General features: G+C 36.7%; 18 protein-coding genes and 1 tRNA gene. 6 read left to right on the top strand and 13 right to left on the bottom strand.

All coding sequences use genetic code 11. The features are described 5' to 3' along the window. The first annotated feature begins 426 nt into the window (after positions 1-426). Entirely contained in the window at positions 427-1,302 is an 876-nt protein-coding gene (locus A9G47_RS11130; RefSeq protein ID WP_065642894.1) for a hypothetical protein, read from the top strand. A gap of 123 nt (positions 1,303-1,425) precedes the next feature. Here A9G47_RS11130 and A9G47_RS11125 read toward each other — a convergent pair whose 3' ends face one another. Further along, positions 1,426-2,346, bottom strand: a complete 921-nt coding sequence (locus A9G47_RS11125; protein ID WP_065566708.1) for an L-lactate dehydrogenase — start codon at positions 2,344-2,346, stop codon at positions 1,426-1,428. Positions 2,347-2,737: 391 nt separating this feature from the next. Here A9G47_RS11125 and A9G47_RS11120 point away from each other — a divergent pair, with 391 nt between their 5' ends. The 4 genes from A9G47_RS11120 to A9G47_RS11105 are packed head-to-tail and all read left to right on the top strand — an operon-like array spanning position 2,738 to position 6,254. Continuing rightward, on the top strand, positions 2,738-3,658 hold the full coding sequence (locus A9G47_RS11120; protein WP_065566709.1) for a metal ABC transporter substrate-binding protein: 921 nt from the start codon (positions 2,738-2,740) through the stop codon (positions 3,656-3,658). Continuing rightward, the gene (locus tag A9G47_RS11115) at positions 3,658-4,548 is read left to right on the top strand and encodes a manganese/iron ABC transporter ATP-binding protein (protein WP_065566710.1); all 891 of its coding nucleotides are present in this window, start codon (positions 3,658-3,660) and stop codon (positions 4,546-4,548) included. The genes A9G47_RS11120 and A9G47_RS11115 overlap by 1 nt, the downstream gene beginning before the upstream one ends. Before the next feature lie 6 nt (positions 4,549-4,554). Further along, a complete protein-coding gene (locus tag A9G47_RS11110) occupies positions 4,555-5,421 on the top strand; it encodes a metal ABC transporter permease (RefSeq protein WP_065566711.1) in 867 nt (288 codons plus the stop codon). Beyond that, positions 5,418-6,254 (top strand): metal ABC transporter permease, encoded by an 837-nt coding sequence (locus A9G47_RS11105; protein WP_065642893.1) that lies wholly within the window; start codon positions 5,418-5,420, stop codon positions 6,252-6,254. The genes A9G47_RS11110 and A9G47_RS11105 overlap by 4 nt, the downstream gene beginning before the upstream one ends. A gap of 97 nt (positions 6,255-6,351) precedes the next feature. Here the strand turns inward: A9G47_RS11105 and dnaB are convergent, their stop codons facing one another. From dnaB to A9G47_RS11085, 4 genes are all read right to left on the bottom strand, one after another. Next, the gene (gene dnaB, locus A9G47_RS11100; RefSeq protein WP_065566713.1) at positions 6,352-7,776 is read right to left on the bottom strand and encodes a replicative DNA helicase; all 1,425 of its coding nucleotides are present in this window, start codon (positions 7,774-7,776) and stop codon (positions 6,352-6,354) included. Between the two features lie 54 nt (positions 7,777-7,830). Beyond that, positions 7,831-8,622, bottom strand: a complete 792-nt coding sequence (gene truA / locus A9G47_RS11095) for a tRNA pseudouridine(38-40) synthase TruA (RefSeq protein WP_065642892.1) — start codon at positions 8,620-8,622, stop codon at positions 7,831-7,833. Beyond that, entirely contained in the window at positions 8,609-9,628 is a 1,020-nt protein-coding gene (locus tag A9G47_RS11090; protein WP_065566715.1) for an aspartate-semialdehyde dehydrogenase, read from the bottom strand. Before A9G47_RS11090 ends, truA begins: the two co-directional genes overlap by 14 nt. 266 nt (positions 9,629-9,894) lie before the next feature. Further along, complete coding sequence (locus A9G47_RS11085; RefSeq protein WP_065566716.1) at positions 9,895-10,905, bottom strand: hypothetical protein; 1,011 nt, start codon at positions 10,903-10,905, stop codon at positions 9,895-9,897. 397 nt (positions 10,906-11,302) lie between these two features. Here A9G47_RS11085 and A9G47_RS11080 point away from each other — a divergent pair, with 397 nt between their 5' ends. Continuing rightward, the gene (locus A9G47_RS11080; RefSeq protein ID WP_065642891.1) at positions 11,303-12,349 is read left to right on the top strand and encodes a LacI family DNA-binding transcriptional regulator; all 1,047 of its coding nucleotides are present in this window, start codon (positions 11,303-11,305) and stop codon (positions 12,347-12,349) included. 76 nt (positions 12,350-12,425) lie between these two features. On the opposite strand, the gene truB is transcribed toward A9G47_RS11080, so the two are convergent. The 8 genes from truB to trpB all read right to left on the bottom strand — a co-directional run bounded on the left by truB (position 12,426) and on the right by trpB (position 20,913). After that, the gene (gene truB / locus A9G47_RS11075) at positions 12,426-13,328 is read right to left on the bottom strand and encodes a tRNA pseudouridine(55) synthase TruB (protein ID WP_065642890.1); all 903 of its coding nucleotides are present in this window, start codon (positions 13,326-13,328) and stop codon (positions 12,426-12,428) included. 60 nt (positions 13,329-13,388) lie between these two features. Continuing rightward, entirely contained in the window at positions 13,389-13,766 is a 378-nt protein-coding gene (gene rbfA, locus A9G47_RS11070) for a 30S ribosome-binding factor RbfA (protein WP_065566718.1), read from the bottom strand. A 66-nt stretch (positions 13,767-13,832) separates the two neighbouring features. Further along, the gene (gene infB, locus A9G47_RS11065) at positions 13,833-16,469 is read right to left on the bottom strand and encodes a translation initiation factor IF-2 (RefSeq protein WP_065642889.1); all 2,637 of its coding nucleotides are present in this window, start codon (positions 16,467-16,469) and stop codon (positions 13,833-13,835) included. Between the two features lie 17 nt (positions 16,470-16,486). Continuing rightward, positions 16,487-17,962 carry a transcription termination factor NusA gene (gene nusA, locus A9G47_RS11060; protein ID WP_065566720.1) on the bottom strand — a complete coding sequence of 492 codons (1,476 nt, stop codon included), beginning with the start codon at positions 17,960-17,962 and terminating at the stop codon, positions 16,487-16,489. 16 nt (positions 17,963-17,978) lie between these two features. Next, entirely contained in the window at positions 17,979-18,440 is a 462-nt protein-coding gene (gene rimP / locus A9G47_RS11055) for a ribosome maturation factor RimP (protein ID WP_065566764.1), read from the bottom strand. A gap of 192 nt (positions 18,441-18,632) precedes the next feature. Continuing rightward, positions 18,633-18,709: transfer RNA gene (locus A9G47_RS11050), tRNA-Met, on the bottom strand. 201 nt (positions 18,710-18,910) lie between these two features. Continuing rightward, a complete protein-coding gene (gene trpA, locus A9G47_RS11045; protein ID WP_065566721.1) occupies positions 18,911-19,723 on the bottom strand; it encodes a tryptophan synthase subunit alpha in 813 nt (270 codons plus the stop codon). Then, on the bottom strand, positions 19,720-20,913 hold the full coding sequence (trpB, locus tag A9G47_RS11040) for a tryptophan synthase subunit beta (RefSeq protein ID WP_065566722.1): 1,194 nt from the start codon (positions 20,911-20,913) through the stop codon (positions 19,720-19,722). The genes trpA and trpB overlap by 4 nt, the downstream gene beginning before the upstream one ends. Between the last annotated feature and the right edge of the window lie 15 nt (positions 20,914-20,928).

Raw genomic sequence — 20,928 nt, 5'->3', positions numbered from 1 at the left:
ACTAACCTATTGATTAAAAATCGCTTTTATTGCTATTACAAAAACATTTAACTGGAAGAGCATAATTCAATCGCCACCTGACTACAGGACGCTTTACTTGCTTGACTTAAATTCACTTGATATTACTTTTGGCAAAGTTAGAGCATTTTATCAATACCCAACGTTAGGGTTAGGCACATAGGAAATACCCATTGCCATCATTCCAGCGAGAATCAACACGACTTTCCGCTAGGCTTACCATTATATGCCCGCTTACATTGAAAACGCCACTTGCCCAATGCCAATCAATGGTTATACGTTATACATTGCTTGCAATTGCTTTTATTAACGCTATATTATGCAACTCATTGATATAATCAATATTAAAATAAGAAAAACCGTGTAATATCCTGCCGGTAAAAAAATTAACTTGGGAAACCGTTTGCCATGCAAAAATTAATATTGTTATTAGCATTATTGTTATTTAACTGGTTTAATGCTCATTATTCTTTAGCCAATACCCAAAAAGCATCATCTCAATATAAACATAGAGAGCACTTTGATACTTTCGATGACTTTTACCAAAGTTTACCCAACTTAACCTTACCATTTGATACTCATGCTCTGGCGAAAGGTAAATTTGTAGATAGCAAGTTTTTTCATTTTAATGACGAAGATTATCGTTATTATGATAATCCTTCTGATAAGGAACGGCGTTATTTTACTTTAGAAAAGCTTACCGCTATTGGACGCTTTGAAATTGATAATATTCGATTTGTGATCTATCGCTTTACCTTTGATAGTGAAGGTGAAGGAATTATGGAAGATTTGACTATATTAAATGCTTTTGATGAAAATGGAAAATATTTAGATGAGCTTATTTTAACTGGGAAAACTGGGCATGAAGATCATATGTTTTTGTATTCGGCTTTAGCTCTCGATAATTTATTTCACGTTCATATTAAGGCAGATTATGAGCTAGGGTATTTTATTGATGTCACTGATAATCATTATGATTATACAACAAATGTTGATTTAACTTACCAATTTAAAAATAATCAATTTTGGTTAAAAGAACATGAGCCGAACTGTCAAACACTTAATCTTAATAACTATTTAAATCAGCTTAACAAAAAGCAGTTTGCTGATGTTACCGATGTGATAGCTTTTAATAATTATATTGCTTGCTATCCCGTATCAGAAAATCTTCAAATATATAAAAAGATAGCTGATTATATCAGTGGCACTCGTGACCACTTTTTAAGTAACGCAGAATATTATCAGCTAAAAGATAGACTTAAAATCATTTTGGATGATAAGTGATCCTAACTAGGTTAGAATATTATGATGATCAATATGATTGACATCATCCCCCCCCCCTTTCTAAAGGAAGAAAATGCCAAATATGACGGTTTACTGCATGTAGTAAACCGTTTTTACGATTCGTTATTTAATTTGTTCAATATACCCTTTTACAATATTGATACTTTTTTCAAAGAGTTGTTTTTCGTTGTCAGTAAAATCAAGTTCAATGACTTTTTTTATTCCATGCTGATCTAAAATAGCTGGTACACCGATAGCGACATTTTTATAACCATATTCCCCATTTAAAACACAGCTAAGCGCTAAGGCACGGTGGCTATTAGTGAATATGTGCTGGCAAATTTCGGTGATGGTGCTAGCAATACCATATTCAGTACAGTGCTTTCGGTTAGCAATTTCAAACCCCATTTTTCTTGCTTGCGTTCCTATTGCTGCAAAATCAATTTTATTTTTTTCTAGATGATTAAGATTTATTCCATAAACGGATGAATGTGACCAGACCGGAAATTGTGAATCACCATGTTCACCAACAATAAATGCGTCGATGCTTTGCGGACCAATATCCATTTGTTCGCCCAATAAGCGACGCAATCGCACCGTATCAAGCCACACCCCAGTGCCAATCACGCGGTGGCGTGGTAAGCCAGAGAGTTGCCAAACTTGATAGGTTATGGCATCACAAGGGTTAGTCGCAATGACAAAAATACCTTTAAAGCCGTTTTTCATCATATTAGGCACGATACTGGCAACAATTTTGGAGGTACCCGCAAGCTCTTCGGATCGACTTTTTTGCGCAATGCCTGATGTAACAGTAATAATTGCGATATCAATATCAGCACAATCCGTTGATTCACGCAAACTCACTTTAACCATATTTTGTCGATAAGCCGCAGCATCTAACAAATCTTGCGCATGCCCATAGGCTAACTCTTTATTGAGATCAACAAGCGCAATTTCTTCACAAATGCCTCGGTTAACAAAGGTATAAGCAGTGGTTGAGCCCACATTCCCCACACCGATAATCATCACTTTACGTAATTTCATACTAACCCCTCGCTTGATTTTAAAAATAAGGTAAGGTATAACAATAAAGGTTCTTTTAATAATATACCTTTCGATATGTTCAATAAAGCAACATTGTTGTGATTTAATCAATTATATCTTTTGCTCTAGCTATTATTTAAATAGATGGAAGTATCTACTATTTAATTAAGTTTTATATAGAATGAACGAGTAATATAGCTCTATTAGTAATCAATGACGATAAGTAATGTGGATTTTTTAAAAATTTGACTTCCATTTGTTAATGATAATAATTATCATTAATGTTTGTTTTGTAATACAACTAATTCAAATACTAAAAATGCTCTTGATTTACAAATCACTTTTACAAAATTAGACAATTTTATTATTTGTTAATCCCAAGGAGTCGCTAATGAAGTTCAAATTATCTAAAAAACAGACAACATTATTAAAGGTTGTTTTAACTTCATTTATCGCTTTGCTCACTCTGTCTAAATCGGCTCACGCAGAAGAAAAAAAATTCAAAGCGGTTACCACTTTTACTGTGATTCAAGATATCGCGCAAAATATCGCTGGGGATGCAGCTATAGTTGAATCTATTACCAAAGTAGGGGCTGAAATCCATGAATACGATCCCACACCTCAAGATATTACCAAAGTGCTTTCAGCCGATTTAGTTTTATGGAATGGGCTAAATTTAGAACTATGGTTTAAGCGTTTTTTTGAAGATGTAAAACATGTTCCGTCAGTTATCGTCACTGAGGGCATTGAGCCCATGCCAATTCAAGAAGGTAGTTATAAAGGGAATCCAAACCCTCATGCTTGGATGTCACCGACGCTTGCATTAACCTATATTGAAAATATTCGTGCTGCGTTTGTTAAATATGATCCTAAAAATGCAGAAATTTATAATAAAAATGCTGCTGATTATATTGCCAAAATTAAAGCACTTGATGCCCCACTGCGTGAACGTTTAGCGAAGATCCCTGAAAGCAAACGTTGGTTAGTGACAAGCGAAGGCGCGTTTAGTTACTTAGCCAGAGATTATCATTTAAAAGAGGCTTACTTATGGCCAATTAATGCAGAACAACAAGGCACACCAAAGCAAGTTAAAAACCTGATCGATCTTGTACGAAAAAATAGTATTCCTGTTATATTTAGTGAAAGCACCATTTCCGACAAACCCGCCAAACAAGTGAGTAAAGAGACGGGCGCTAAATATGGCGGAGTTTTATATGTTGATTCACTTTCCACACAAAATGGTCCCGTGCCAACTTATATTGATTTGTTAAAAGTGACTGTTGAAACTATCGCTAAAGGATTCGAACAATAATGACTCAAATTTGCTTAAATGTTGATGATATCACCGTGACTTATAATAATGGTCACACCGCAATTTATGATGCCAGTTTTTGCTTAAATGGCGGTACTATCTGTGCTTTAGTCGGCGTTAATGGTAGTGGAAAGTCGACTTTATTTAAGAGTATTATGGGAATGGTTCGCCCAACCCGAGGTAAGGTAACTTTTAATGATATCCCCGTAAAACAAGCCTTAAAGCAAAATATTATTGCCTATGTGCCACAAACAGAAGAAGTCGATTGGGATTTTCCTGTGTTAGTTTCTGACGTGGTGATGATGGGGCGATACGGCCATATGTCTTTTTTACGTATTCCAAGTAAAGAAGACAAAAAACAAGTCAATATGGCACTTGAAAAAGTTAATATGTTGGATTTTAAACATCGGCAAATTGGCGAACTTTCTGGCGGACAAAAAAAACGGGTTTTTTTAGCGCGCGCCTTAGCGCAACAAGGCAAAGTACTATTGCTAGACGAGCCTTTTACTGGCGTTGATGTTAAAACTGAAAATGCCATTATTGATCTTTTGAAAGATCTGCGTAAAGAAGGTCATTTAATTTTAGTTTCAACCCATAACTTAGGTAGTGTGCCTGATTTTTGTGATCAAGTCGTATTAATTAACCAAACTGTTTTGGCTTTTGGTCCAACGAAAACGACGTTTACACCACAAAATTTAATGACTACTTTTGGTGGTGCATTGCGTTATCTTAGCTTATCTGGCGATAAATTGCATGAGGATGAAGATCCTCGTAAAGTATCAATACTAACTGATGATGAACGTGCCGCAATTTTTTATGGGGAAGGAAAACACGACTCACCTCATCGAAATTTGCTGGTTGATCATACCCAAAACAGATCAAAAAGGTAACATAAAATGGAACTTTTACTTGAACCATTCACCTACGGCTTTATGCTTAAAGCCATTTGGGTCAGCAGTATTGTTGGTGCAGCTTGTGCTTTTTTGTCAGCTTTTTTGATGCTAAAAGGTTGGTCACTAATGGGAGATGCGCTTTCCCATTCTGTCGTGCCAGGTGTGGCTGGCGCATATGCACTGGGCTTGCCTTATTCAATTGGTGCCTTTTTTACTGGTTTACTTGCTGCGCTCGCCATTACTTTAGTTCGTGCCTTTACGCGATTAAAAGAAGACGCCATCATTGGCTTTATTTTTTCAACTTTTTTTGCGATTGGATTATTAATTATTTCGCTCAACCCAACCTCGGTTAATGCTCAAACCATTATATTTGGAAATATCCTTGGAATTGATGATAATGATATGTGGCAAGTCCAAATTATTATCTTAATTTCATTTGTCTTGTTACTGCTTTTTTGGAAAGATTTATTAGTGGTTTTTTTTGATGAAACCCATGCTAGATCAATTGGATTAAAACCTTTAAAACTTAAAATCCTATTTTTTACTATTTTAAGCGCATGCACTGTTGCGGCATTACAAACTGTTGGAGCAATTTTAGTGATTGCCATGGTTGTCACCCCAGGAGCAACCGCTTATTTACTGACGAATCGATTTTCGCGATTATTGATGATTTCTGTTTTCATTGGCGCTATAACGAGTGCTGTCGGTGCTTGGATTAGTTACTTTTTAGATGGCGAAACTGGTGGCGTTATTGTGACATTGCAAACGCTAATCTTTATTGCTGCCTTTTTATTTGCACCAAAACAAGGGTTAATTGTAAACCGCCTCAAAATTCGTCAAAGTCGATTAAACAAAGGGGAAAAGGTATGACTGAGTGTTGGGAATTTATTTATTATCCACTTACCCTTCCTCTTATTCAACGCGCAATTTTAGCTTCATTAGCAACGGGCCTAGTTTGTGCGCTGCTTTCTTGTTTTTTGGTTTTAAAAGGCTGGTCACTAATGGGTGATGCGGTTTCACATGCCGTTTTACCCGGCATTGTGCTAGCCTATTTAGCTGGCATTCCCATCATTATAGGCGCTTTTGCCTCGGGCTTATTTTGCTCGGTTGCAACCGGTTACATTAAGGAAAATAGCCGAATAAAAGAAGATACCGTCATGGGTATTGTCTTTTCAGGCATGTTTGCCTTTGGATTAGTACTTTTTTCAAAAGTAGATACTTCACAACATTTAAATCATATCTTATTCGGTAATGTGCTTGGTACGAGTTATGACGAACTTAAACAAATTATTTTCATTGCCGTTATAGTATCAATTTTAATTATTATTAAACATCGTGATCTCATGCTTTACTGCTTCGATCCTGTGCAAGCTAAAGTTGTTGGACTGCCTGTTAAACTATTGCATTATGGTTTATTGAGTGTGTTAGCATTAACTATTGTAGGATCGCTGAAAGTAGCTGGAATGATTTTAGTGATTGCGATGCTCATCGCTCCAGGCATCATTGCTTTTTCGCTAACAAAACGCTTTGAACGAATGTTAATAATTGCCGTATTGGTTTCGACGTTTTCAACCGTTATGGGCACCTTAATAAGCTATTATGCTGATGCGTCAACCAGTGCCTGCATTGTGATTTTACAAGCAACTATCTTTTTGATTGCCCAAATTTATCAGTTTATTGCTAGCAAAAAAACTCGCCGTTAATACTGTTGCTAAAACGGCTGTTTTAACAACAAATAACAGCGTAAAAGATATCTTTCATATTTTTTACGCTGTTGCTAATGTTTATTAACTTTAATCGTTATTCATCATCAAAATATTTACTGGAATCAGCATAATTATCAAAACGCGAAAATTGACCTTGGAATTTTAATCGTACTTTACCAATTGGACCATTACGCTGTTTACCTAAAATAATTTCTGCAATGCCTTTATGTTCAGATGCTTCATTATAAACCTCATCACGATAGATAAACATAATCACATCGGCATCTTGTTCAATTGATCCTGATTCTCGTAAGTCTGAGTTAACTGGTCGTTTATCGGCACGTTGCTCTAAGCTACGGTTAAGCTGTGATAATGCTACAACGGGAATTTGTAGTTCTTTGGCTAAGGCCTTTAACGAACGTGATATTTCGGCAATTTCAAGCGTTCGGTTTTCAGATATATTTGGTACGCGCATAAGTTGTAAGTAATCAACCATGATCATACTTAACCCTTTGTGTTCGCGATAAATTCGCCTTGCTCGTGAACGAAGTTCCATTGGCGTTAAACCCGATGAGTCATCAATATAGATGTTTTTCTTTTCAAGTAATAATCCCATCGTACTTGAAATTCTTGCCCAGTCATCGTCTTGTAATTGCCCTGTTCGAATGCGTGTTTGGTCAACACGTGAAAGCGAAGCTAGCATACGCATCATAATTTGTTCTGATGGCATTTCTAAGCTGAATATTAATACGGGCTTTTCTTGCTCTAAGGCGGCATTTTCGCACAGGTTCATGGCAAAAGTGGTTTTCCCCATTGATGGACGAGCAGCAATAATAATTAAGTCTGAACGCTGTAAACCTGCTGTTTTTTTGTCTAAATCAATATAACCCGTTGAAACACCTGTCACGCCATCATGTGGGCGTTGGAACAGCTCTTCAATTTTAGCGACAGTGGCTTCTAATACTTCGGTAATGCTTTTAGGACCTTCGCCTTGTTTCGTTCGGCTTTCGGCAATCTGAAAGATTTTACTTTCTGCAAAGTCTAAAATTTCAGTGCTATCTCGACCCTGAGTAGCGTAACAGTTATCAGCAATTTCGTTAGAAGCGCTGATAAGCTCACGCAAAATGGCTTGTTGGCGAATAATATCACTATAAGCAACAACATTAATTGCACTTGGTGTGTTTTTAGAAAGCTCAGCCAAATAAGCAAAGCCACCTACATCCGTTAATAGATCCTTACTCTCTAAGCTTTCCGAGAGCGTAATTAAATCGATCGGCGTTCCTTTACCAACCAAAGTATGCATTTCAGAAAAAATAAGCTGATGATGACGCGAGTAAAAATCACGCTCAGTAATCATTTCAGATACTGAATCCCAACGTTGGTTGTCAAGCATTAAACTACCAAGCACCGCTTGTTCAGCCTCAATTGAATGTGGTGGAAGCTTAATATTATGCAAATTTGATTTTTTCGCTTCTTGATTTTTATAATCTTTGTTTATGCTTGTTTCATTAGTGTTCATTACATTCATCTTTTTAATTCATTCATTTTTAAATAATCTAATTTATTTAATCAGTTATTTTAGAAACAAGGGACCTAAATCCTGTGTTGGTATTTGATATTCAGATGGGTAATCCACCTGAACCAAGTATAACCCGTCAGGTTTTGCCGTTGCAGCAGCTTGCGTTCTGTCTTTAGCTTGTAATAACTCATCAATCCATTTTGGATGTTTATTACCAGTGCCAACTTCAAGTAAACTGCCTACAATATTGCGCACCATGTGGTGAACAAATGCATTGGCTTTAATATCAACAACAATATATTCACCTTGTCGCCAAACTTCAATATGATGAATATTACGCCATGGGGTTAATGATTGACACTGCGCCGCTCTAAACGAGGTAAAATCATTTTCACCTAATAAATATTGTGCAGCTTGATGCATTAAGGTTTCGTCCAGTGGCAAATAATAATGTGATACTCCTTTAGCTAAAATCGCCGGTCTATAACGGTGATTATAGATCACATAACGGTAACGCCGAGCCGTTGCGCTAAATCTCGCATGAAAGTTATCATCAACCGTTTGCGACCAACGCACTGCAATATTATTAGGTAAATGCGAATTAACGCCCATTGTCCAAGCACTAGGTGATCGCACTGTTTGGGTTTCAAAATGAATAACTTGCCCTGTTGCATGTACACCGGCATCGGTTCGACCAGCGCAAAATACGTTTATTGGTGAATTAGCAATAATCGATAGCGCAGACTCCAGTCGCTCTTGGATGGAGGCAACAGCGCGTTGCCGTTGCCAACCAAAGTAATCACTACCATCATATTCAATACCCAGAGCAATTTTACAGGTAGTCATTAATGAGGATCTCAAGTGTCTCAATTAGCATTAGCGCCCCTAAATAACGGATATTATCAGCAACAGACCAAAATTGAATTTGTTCATAATGACCATAACTGTGTCTTAAATTCGATAATTTAATAGTTAGCTGATTTTCTGATTCAGCGCTGACTTCAGTTACCGGAGTTGGTAAGTTATCGTTTTGCACCTCAACACCAAACTCACCAAAACGGCTCATATCTAATTCAATTGGCAAGCTACTTGATACATTAATGGCTTGTGACACGCCATAAAACACCGGCACAATAACTGACTCAATCGAGACCGGTAAATCATAATTACTAAGTACTTTACGAATTTGGTTAACTTGTGACTTTTCACCTAACATTGAGTCATGATGTTCGTGCGATATAGGTAATAAGTTAAATGCTAATTGTTTGTCAAATAGTTCATTATCAACTGGCATACCATTTAGTAAACGAGCACTTTGTCCAGCAAGCTCATCAACACCAGGCTTACCATACAAAGATGCAGGAATAAAACTGGTAGCATGTAAATTAGTTAATAATTCAATGTCAGTTAAAGACGCAACACATCGCAACAATTGGCATACAGTCGCACTTGCTACCGCTATAATGTTTTCATTACGATATTCGGTTAATACACTATTATTAACTTTTGGCACGACTAATGGAATGTGGTCTTGCTCGGCAAAATAACCACTTGCATCAATAACCACACAACCCGATTCTGCCGCAATTTGCGCATAAGTTTCACTAACTTTAGCGCTAGCCACAAAAAAGGCAAAATGACACTGGCTCCAGTCCATTTGTGCACTATCGGTGACAGTTAAATTTTTGCCAGCATAACGAACAACTTCGCCAGCACTATTATCACTACCAACTAAATAAAGATTGTCAATTTTTAAACTATTCTCTTGTAAACTACGTTGTTGTAATAATTCAACTAGCGCAGAACCCACTTGTCCTGTCGCACCAACAATAGCAATATTCCATGCAGACATATTTATAACCCAACTAATAAAAAAATTTAGCAATAATTATACCACTATATTGCTCAATATAGCGGAAAAAGATATTTGGTAGTAGCAATAGATGATTAGATCTTAGCGAATAGTTTATATAAATGTCTAAATAATTCATTGTGTTAAATTTACTTTATTGTTTTAACCTTTCAATGATTTAGTCTTATTCAAATCTGCATGAACTAATTTATCTTTTGCAAATAAATTTTATGATAACCAATGAGTATAGGTTATTACCTCCCATACTAATTGGCTAACTCACTTTCTATGTGTTTTATTGCTTGTCGTTGCTGTTCAATTAAGCAAGTCAACACTTTGTTTAAATAAGGATCAATATCCCGTTCATAAATTGGCGCTAGCGTTGTTAAACAAGCTTTATTCATATTTTCATTTAACAGTGAAAACGATTCTTGCTGATGTTTTTTGTTATCAAGCAATTTTATTTTCTTTTTTAGCTGATCTTGATAATAATTATATACTCTAAAACCAAGGCTATAATCAGAAGAACCAGTACTAGGCAATTGATTAAAAAGTTCAATTGACTGTTCTAATGTTATACCGTACTCAACAGCGCCTTCATGAAAATAGGTATTAAATTGATTTGGGTAAATGATTTGGTAAGTTGCTTCTGGCGCTCCAATTAATACTTCTTTAAGCATAAATTTCATATTACTTGTATCAATATTGTAATGTTTCCACAATCGAGGAAACGTTCCAGACTGAGATTCTATTGGTTCTGATTTTATAGACGATAATGTATAAATATCGCCACTTGGTGCTATATAGTAATATTGAAAACCATGCCAAAGATCTGGATTATCAGAAAAAGCGTTATTTGCTAATAATAGTTTATCACTTACCTGATTTTTGTTGATCAAAGATAATGTAATATTTCTTCCTAAATTAGGTAAATATTCTTGATTTTTGCTATCAGGGTTAGCTAGAGCAATGCCCAATTTCAGTTGAAAATCGTTACCATTATAAACAAGAGAATCATCATTGATTAAATCATCTAATTTTTTAAAATCAAATTTTAAATTATGCAATGGGCAACGACTGTTATATTTTACCTTTTCTTTTTTATCAAGTTTTTGATATTCATCTTCGTTCCTTAAACAATCCTGTTCTAATTGATATAAATCAACCTTAGCAAAGAATGGCTCACCACGATATTTGGGATTAATATCAAGAGTATGACCATAAGTAAAAAAACTCAGTATCAATAGCATTGCATTAAAGAAATGTATTAGTTTCATATATTATTGTTACTACCTTATTATTAGCGAAGTAATTCAATTATATATTTTTTGTCAATTAAGTAAAACTTGCTCTTTATCTGTTTATAGTGCAAAGCGCAATATCGATAACTAATGCTATATTCACTATACATTAAATGCATCCCTAGCTGTTGATTAATTATTTACTCATATTTTTAATTACCAAGCTGACATTACACTCTAATTTTGTCATGTATTAAGGTGAAAATATGGTTGCTTCCATAATTTTCAATCAAACATATTAATTTGAGCTTTATTAAATAAATTATGATGGATGTTTTGGAACACAGATCCAAAAAATAAATGCTATCGGATTACAAATTGGAAGCTTACCGCTAAAGTAATCAATCATAGTTATCACTTAAGATTATTCATTATGGCAAAAAGCACTCTATCAACCATTGCAAAACAAGCTAATTTATCAATAGCCTCAGTATCAAGGGTTTTAAATAAACCCCATTTAACCTCGCCAATAACGCAATCTAAAGTGTATAAGGCCATTGAAGAACTAAATATTGACATTCATGACAATTTTAAATCATCGATGAATGCTAATGGCTCAAATAAAATACTTGTACTTGATAATCAATTTATCACTCGAACTTTAATAAATTGTGGTTTGGAACAAACCTTGAAACAGGCAGGTTATATCATTTTTTATTTTCGCTTTCCTTATCAAACTAAAAAAGATATTTATTATTTAATTAAATATATTAACCAAAACAATTTTGCAGGCATTTTAATCATTAATGATGCAGCCTATTTATCAGAATTAAGGCATTTTAAAAAAATCTTACCACCACTTGTTCTCATTAATCATTTTTCGCTTAATTATGCATGTGTCTATTTTGATCATTTAGTCATTGGCTACCAAATAACACAATATTTGCTAAATAATTCACATACTAAAATCGCAGTTTTATTTAATGATAACAATAATCATAGCTCCATACTTTTTTTGCAAGGCTATAAACAAGCTTTGTTAAGAAAAAATATAACGATTAATACAAATTATCTTATTCCAAATTGCATTACTTATGAGCATGGCAGATCAGCAATTAAAAGGCTAATCAATAGTAATAATCCCCCAACAGCTATTGTCTGCTGTGATAATACAAATTTAAATTATTTGGATGAGAATTACCACAACGAACAACATTACCTATCGCCTTATAGTGTCGTTTTAGGAGCCGTACATCAGGCCAATGAAAGTGAAGCGCAACTTATGCAACCATTAATCATTACTTATCTTAGTCATTCGCAAAATAGGCAATATAATGAATTAGATAGGTTAAGCCGAATAAATAAGCCTTTGTATGAAATGGGGAAAGCGTCCGCAACTTTGCTTTGCAAACGCATAAACAATAACAAGAAAACAATCAAACAATGTCATATTATTGAAGCTGAATCAATATTTTATTGAGCTATACATTTACATGTTCTTTTCACTAACTTTTTTAGCCAATAACACTAAAAACTATATACAATACAAAAGGATATTAAGAGATTGATACTAAGCGTTTTGGTGACAGTTGCCTAAATCGTTGCGTTCCTACGCCAATAAATTGTTTGCCTTGATAGATTCTTACTTGTGTTTCAACTGGTATGCTATTATCAAGTTCAATACTCCGCCCGAATAAAATGTCTTTACCTTGCTCATCAGTTAATGTTACTTTTTGGCAATCTTGTAAGGCGCTATCAATTGGCATTAGCAACTCATCTTTCAACACCATATTTTGTAAATCATCTAAAGTGACCATTTTTTCAATTGGGTAATTAGCAACTTGTAATCGTCTTAAATAAATAACATGTGCCCCACACCCCAGTAGCTCACCTAAATCATCAATAATGGTTCGAATATAGGTTCCTTTAGAGCAATGTATCTCTAACGTTAATTCGTTTTTTACGGTATCAAATTGGATAAATTGATTGTCATAAACGGTAATAGGTCTTGCCTCTCGTTCAATAACAATACCTTGGCGAGCATATTCGTAAAGTGGTTTACCTTGATATTTCAATGCCGAAAACATAGTTGGCACTTGTAAAATGTCACCGCGAAAATGCGTTAATGCTTCATTAATTTGCGACTCGCTTATATTAACGGGTTTGCTACAAATAATTTGACCGTCAGCATCAGAAGTATCAGTACGCTCGCCGAGTTTAGCTATTACTCGATAACGTTTGTCTGAATCTAATAAATACTGAGAAAACTTAGTCGCTTCACCAAAACAGATAGGCAGCATGCCTGTCGCTAATGGATCAAGTGCCCCTGTATGCCCTGCTTTTTTGGCATTAAATAGCCTTTTCACCTTTTGCAGTGCGTCGTTTGATGTCATACCTTGTGACTTATCTAGCAACAAAACGCCGTGAATATCACGGCGGGCTTTTTTTATATTCATCATTTTATATTGAAACACATGTTTACCTGAAAATTTTGACAAATATCAGGGTTGTTTTTAATATTAATCTTTGTGACGCTCATTATCTTGTTTAATCACATCCGCAACCAAACTCGACATCTGCATACCTTTAACTAATGACTCATCATAAAAGAATTTGATTTCAGGAATGATTCGCAAGCTCATAGCTTTGCCAATTAAGGTACGAATATAACCTTTAGCTTCATTAAGGACTGTTAAACCTTGTTCGATAACTTGTGGATCATCATCATTTAAGAACGTCACAAAAACTTTAGCGTACGAAAGATCACGCGAAATATCAACACCTGAAACGGTTACCATGCCTAAACGTGGATCTTTAATTTCACGTTGTAGGATAATTGCAATCTCTTTTTGTAATTCATGTCCAACCCGAGATGAACGATTAAATGCTTTTGCCATATCTATTTTCCTTAAAATATGAATAAGCAAGGCGTAAACCTTGCTTATAACATGATAGCGTAATAATTAGATCGTACGCTTGATTTCGATAGTTTCAAAGACTTCGATCGCATCACCGACACGAACATCGTTGTAGTTACGCACACCAATACCACATTCCGTTCCGTTGCGAACTTCGTTGACATCATCTTTAAAACGACGCAATGACTCAAGTTCACCTTCGTAAATAACCACATTATCACGCAGTACACGAATTGGATTATGACGTTTAACCACACCTTCAGTGACCATACAACCGGCAATTGCACCAAATTTAGGCGATTTAAATACATCACGCACTTCAGCAAGACCGATAATTTGTTGTTTATACTCTGGCGCAAGCATACCGCTCATCGCTTGTTTAACTTCATCAATGAGATCATAAATCACTGAATAGTAACGTAAATCTAAGTTTTCTGATTCAATCACTTTACGTGCGGATGCATCAGCACGAACATTAAAACCCAAAATAATCGCATTTGATGCAGCAGCTAGAGAAGCATCGGTTTCTGTAATACCCCCCACCCCTGAGCCAATAATTTTAACTTTAACTTCATCTGTTGAAAGTTTAAGCAATGAGTCAGAAATCGCTTCAGCAGAACCTTGAACGTCCGCTTTTAATACGATATTAAGTTCAGAAACATCGCCTTCTGTCATGTTAGTAAACATGTTTTCAAGTTTCGCTTTTTGCTGACGAGCAAGTTTTACATCACGGAATTTACCTTGTCGATAAAGAGCAACTTCACGCGCTTTCTTTTCGTCACGTACAACGGTAGCTTCATCACCAGCAGATGGCACACCAGACAAGCCGAGGATTTCAACCGGTATTGATGGACCCGCTTCTGTTACTTCTTTACCAAGTTCATTACGCATAGCTCGAATGCGTCCATATTCAAATCCACAAAGAACAATATCGCCTTTACGTAAAGTTCCTGATTGAACAAGCACTGTTGCAACAGAGCCTCGGCCTTTATCAAGGAACGACTCAATAACTACGCCACTTGCCATACCTGATTCGTATGCAGTCAGTTCAAGTACTTCAGCTTGTAATAAAATAGCTTCAAGAAGTTGATCAATACCTGTTCCCGCTTTTGCCGAAACATGAACAAACTGCGTATCTCCGCCCCAATCTTCTGACATGACACCATATTGAGCTAGTTCACCTTTTACACGCTCGGGATCGGCTTCTGGTTTATCAATTTTGTTTACCGCAACAACCATTGGCACATTTGCCGCTTTAGCATGTTGGATAGCTTCAATGGTTTGTGGCATAACGCCATCATCAGCTGCAACAACAAGTACAACTATATCAGTTGCTTTAGCTCCACGAGCACGCATTGACGTAAAGGCCGCATGGCCAGGAGTATCTAAGAACGTAATTTCACCATTAGCGGTTTTCACATGGTAAGCACCAATGTGCTGAGTGATCCCACCTGCTTCGCCTGAAGCAACTTTTGCTTTACGAATATAATCAAGTAATGAAGTTTTACCGTGGTCAACGTGCCCCATAATGGTTACAACAGGAGCGCGTGCGACTTTTTCTGCACCAGTATCACGATCACTCATCAGTGATTCTTCTAGTTCATTTTCACGACGAAGCACAACTTTATGCCCCATCTCTTCAGCAACAAGTTGCGCTGTCTCTTGATCAATGACCTGATTGATGGTTGCCATTGCACCCATTTTCATCATTGTTTTGATTACTTCTGAACCTTTTACTGCCATCTTATTAGCTAATTCAGCCACAGTGATGGTTTCACCAATAACAACATCGCGATTAACCGCTTGAACAGGTTTATTAAAACCCTGTTGTAAGGTGCTTTTGCCTTTCTTTTTATGGCCACTACGTGTTGCTGCGCGAGCTTCTTCTCGCTCTGCTTTACCTTCTGATAATTTGCTACCTTTTTTCTGCTTGGTCTGTTTAGTGTTGCGACCTCGCCCACGAGCGCTTTCAACTTCACGATCAGTATCGTCTTCAGCTGCTCTAGCGTATTTAGAGGTTGTCACATGATAATCTTCATCTTCGGTATTATCATTATCTTCAACATCGTTATATTGTTCAGCTAGCTTACGAGCTTCCTCTGCCATACGTTTAGCATCTTCCTCTAATTTTCGGCGACTTTCTTCTTCAGCTTTACGTTTAATTTCGTTAGCTTCTGCCTCTAAACGTGCTTTTTCTACTTGGGCTTTTTTCACTTTTGGATCAACTGAATGTTCTTGCGCAGCTTTAGCTTTTTCTTCTTGGGCACGTTTTTTCGCTTCTTCTGCAGCTTTCTTCTCTTTTTCTTCAGCTTCTTTACGAGCCTTTAATTCGGCTTCTTCCTTCGCTTTTTGCTCAGCTTCAAGACGAGCCTTTTCTTGCTCGGCAGCAATTTCAGCTGGATCGCGTTTGACAAAAGTTCGTTTTTTACGAACTTCTACTTTGATTTCTTTGCTTTTGCCACCACCGCTCGACACATTCAAGGTTGAGTGCGTTTTACGTTGCAATGTTAACTTTGTTGGGCCTTGCTGAGGTTTTAAATGAGCAAGCAAAGCTTCTTTTTCCTTTTGTGTCACAGTATCTGATGCTGATTTATTCATACCTGCATCGGCAAACTGTTGCAAAAGTGTTTGCACTGGAGTGTTTATCTCTTGAGCCAGTGTTTCGATTGATACTTTGGTCATGTATTACTTTCCCTCAATTATTCATCTGCAAACCAACAAATATTACGTGCAGCCATAATAAAATCGCCAGCTTGTTCGCTTGTTAAGCCTTCAATATCATTTAGATCATCAGTACCTTGTTCTGCTAAATCTTCCAAAGTAATGATGTCATGTTGCGCTAGTTGATAGGCTAATTCTTGTGTCATACCTGGCAATTCAAGTAAATCTTGCGCAGGCTGTTTATCACCACTATTTGCTAGAGCCATTGTTGTCAATGCGTCTTTTGCTCGGCTTCTCAATGCTTGAACTAAATCTTCATCCAATTCATCAATTTCAAGCAACTCGTCAACTGGCACATAGGCAAGCTCTTCGAGCGAAGTAAAGCCCTCTTCAACTAATAACTGTGCAAGCCCTTCATCAATATCAAGATGTTTAATTAAATTATTGATTGCAGCAAAAGATTCTGCATGGTGTTTTTCTTGCAAATCTTCAGTAGTCATCACATTTAGTGTCCAACCAGTAAGCTGAGAAGCTAAACGAATATTTTGACCATTTCGACCAATAGCCTGCGGTAAAGTTTCGGCATTGACTGCTACATCCATGGTGTGCTTATCTTCATCAACAACAATCGAAACAACATCGGCAGGTGCCATGGCGTTAATTACGTATTGTGCTGGATTATCATCCCATAAAACAATATCAATACGCTCACCACCAAATTCATTCGAAACAGCTTGAACTCGTGCACCGCGCATTCCCACACAAGCACCAACAGGGTCAATACGGCGGTCATTACTACTCACCGCAATTTTAGCGCGAGAACCAGGATCACGAGCCACGCCTTTAATGTCAATCATTTCTTCACCAATTTCTGGTACTTCAATACGGAATAGCTCTTCCATCATTTCTGGATTTGAACGACTAACGCAAAGTTGTGCGGGTTTATTGTTTTGCTCAATTAAATATAAAATACCACGTACACGGTCACCAATTCGGAAGTTTTCACGCGGTAACATATCATGACGCGACATCATGGCATCTGCATTATTGCCTAAGTCTAGGATCACACTGTCACGATTGGTTTTTTTGACAATACCAGTCACAATATCACCAATACGATTTCTAAACATGTCAATTACCATAGCACGTTCAGCTTCACGTACTTTCTGCACAATGACTTGTTTCGCTGTTTGTGTGGTAATACGGTCAAAAGCTACCGATTCAATTTGCTCTTCAACATAATCACCCAATTTGACAGATGCATCTTCATATTGTGCTGCATCCAATGTCATTTCTTTAGTTGGTTGCGTAACTTCATTAACCACAAGCCAACGGCGGAAAGTATCGTAATCACCTGTTTTATGATCAATTTTTACTATAACATCAATATCAACAGCGTGCTTCTTTTTAGTGGCCGTTGCTAATGCGGTTTCTAATGCTTCAAAAATTTTGTCACGCGTAAGCGCTTTCTCATTTGATACCGCTTCAACAACAGCTAAAATTTCTTTATTCATCCTTTACACCCGTACTCTATTTAAGGTTAAAATTAGGTACTATATTCGCTTTTTGAATATTACTAAAAGCAAACACTTCATCATTATCATCCACAGTTAATGTAATCATCTCATTATCAATAGACTTAATTCGCCCTTTCCACTTACGCCGGTTAGCAACAGCAATACGTAAACTAATTGCGACTTCTTCACCAACAAAACGTTGATAGTGTTCTATCGTAAACAAAGGTCTATCCATGCCAGGCGATGAAACTTCAAGATTATAAGCATCTTTTATAGGGTCTTCGACATCAAGCACTGAACTAATTTGTCGGCTAACATCAGCGCAATTATCAACAGTTATACCATTTTCACTATCAATATAAACACGTAACACAGGATAACGGCCACGAATGTATTCAACACCAACTAATTCAAAGCCTAGTGCATTCACAGGTTCTTGAATGATATCGGTCAATTGCTGTTCTATATTAGCCAAACAAACCTCCACTGCAGAAAATAAAAAAAGGGCATAAAGCCCAACATTCTTTTTAAACTTACGCTTAAATCTCAACACGCAAAAAAACCTCGACATGCGAGGCTTACATTTAAAAACTAACTATTAATGAAGCCACTTTATTTTAACTTCCAAACAATAACAGAATAGATGGTTTATGAATGAAAATTCAAGTGGTTGCGGGGGCTGGATTTGAACCAACGACCTTCGGGTTATGAGCCCGACGAGCTACCAAGCTGCTCCACCCCGCGATAGATGAATGACAATTATACCGTATTTTGAATAAAATGCAACTTAAAATCCTATTAATTTTATTAAATATGCTTGAAGTTATCAAACAAAATTACTGGTTACTTTAGATGTGGGTATCAATAAATTCAAGCATAACAATAAAATGAATATTGGCGCAATAACCATTTTTTCAAGCCGATTATTGCGACCATTACTTATTACTATAATGACTGATTCGTTGCCTTTTTCATTGTTTGAACAAAATGGGCTAACTGGCTAAGCATTTGTTCAGGATTATCAAGATTTTTTTCAATAATTTTAACCGTTGCCGAACCACTAATGGCTCCTGCCGCGCCTGATTTAATAGCTGCGCTAACTTGATCTGGTTCGGAAATACCAAACCCTTGGATAGCAGGAGGAGCTCCAAACTCCGTCAATTTTTGTAATAAATGAGTCAGCGGTTTATTAGCACGATTTTCCGCACCTGTAACTCCAGCACGTGAGACTAAATAGGTATAACCTTTACCGTGCTTGGCAATATTTTTAATTACATTATCATCTGCATTAGGTGGGCAAATAAATATTGGCGCTATATTATATTTTTCGGCTACCGCAGTAAATTCTTTTGAATATTCAACAGGAACATCGGCAATTAATACCGAATCAATGCCCGCTTTAGCGCATTTGGCGTAAAAGTTATCAATCCCGTTTTTGAATATTAAATTTGCATAAATGAGTAATCCTATTGGAATATTAGCGTAATGCGCTCTAACATTACCTAACATCTCAAAACACTTTTCAACGGTTATTCCACCTTTAAATGCACGTATATTGGCATTTTGAATCGTTGGCCCATCCGCCATTGGATCTGAAAATGGGATGCCTAATTCTAAAGCGTCAGCCCCTGATTCAATCAAGGTTTGGATGATTTTAAAAGACAGTTCTGGCGTTGGATCTCCAACAGGTACAAAAGGAACAAAAGCACCTCTTTTTTCGGCTGTCAATGTTGCAAACAGTTTTTGATAACGGTTCATTCAACTTCTCCTTTTGCTTTTAAAATGTCATAAACGGTAAAGATATCTTTATCACCACGGCCTGATAAGTTCACAATTAATAATTGTTCTTTGTTTGGGTTTTCTTTGATCATTTTAATAGCATAGGCCAAAGCATGCGATGACTCTAATGCCGGGATAATACCTTCACTACGTGATAAAGCCTTAAAAGCGTCTAATGCTTCATCATCAGTAATTGAAACGTAATCTGCTCGACCGATACTATCTAAGTAAGCATGCTGAGGACCAACTGATGGAAAATCTAATCCAGCTGAGATTGAGTAGGATTCTTCAATCTGTCCTTCATCAGTCTGCATCATAGGTGATTTCATACCAAAGTAGATACCAAGCTTACCATGTTTTAATGAAGCGCCATGTTCACCACTTTCAATACCATGTCCACCAGGTTCAACGCCAATTAATCTGACCGTTTTTTCTTCAATAAAATTAGCAAACATACCAATTGCATTTGAACCACCACCAACGCAAGCAATTACCGCATCAGGTAGGCGCCCTTCTTTTTCAAGGATTTGTTGTTTAGCCTCACGACTGATCATCTGCTGAAATTCTCTCACAATGGTTGGAAAAGGATGAGGCCCCGCTGCCGTGCCTAGCATATAATGCGCTTTTTCGTAACTCCCCGACCAATCGCGCAATGCTTCGTTGCAGGCATCTTTTAACGTTGCAGATCCTGTTTCAACAGGGATCACCTTTGCTCCCATTAAACGCATTCTAAACACATTTGGTGCTTGACGTTTAACGTCTTTAGCCCCCATATAAATTCGGCATTTTAAACCAAGTAGCGCGCAGGCTAAAGCCGAAGCAACACCATGTTGCCCAGCACCTGTTTCGGCAATAATTTCAGTTTTCCCCATTCTTTTAGCTAGTAACGCTTGTCCTAAAACTTGATTAGTTTTGTGGGCACCGCCATGCACTAAATCTTCTCGTTTTAAATAAAGTTTGGTTTTCGTGCCAGCCGTTAAATTTTTACATAGCGTTAATGCCGTTGGCCTACCGGCATAGTTAACTAATAAATCGTTAAATTCTTTTTGGAAGCTAGGATCATTGATTGCAGAAACAAAAGCATCTTCAAGTTGTTCAAGTACTGGCACTAATATTTGGGGAACATATTGCCCACCAAATTCACCAAAATAAGGATTTAATTTAGACATGACCATTTCCTTTTA

The sequence above is a fragment of the Gilliamella sp. WF3-4 genome (assembly GCF_001690275.1).
GTDB lineage: Bacteria > Pseudomonadota > Gammaproteobacteria > Enterobacterales > Orbaceae > Gilliamella > Gilliamella apicola_C.
This window is presented reverse-complemented; position numbering and strand designations above follow the sequence as displayed.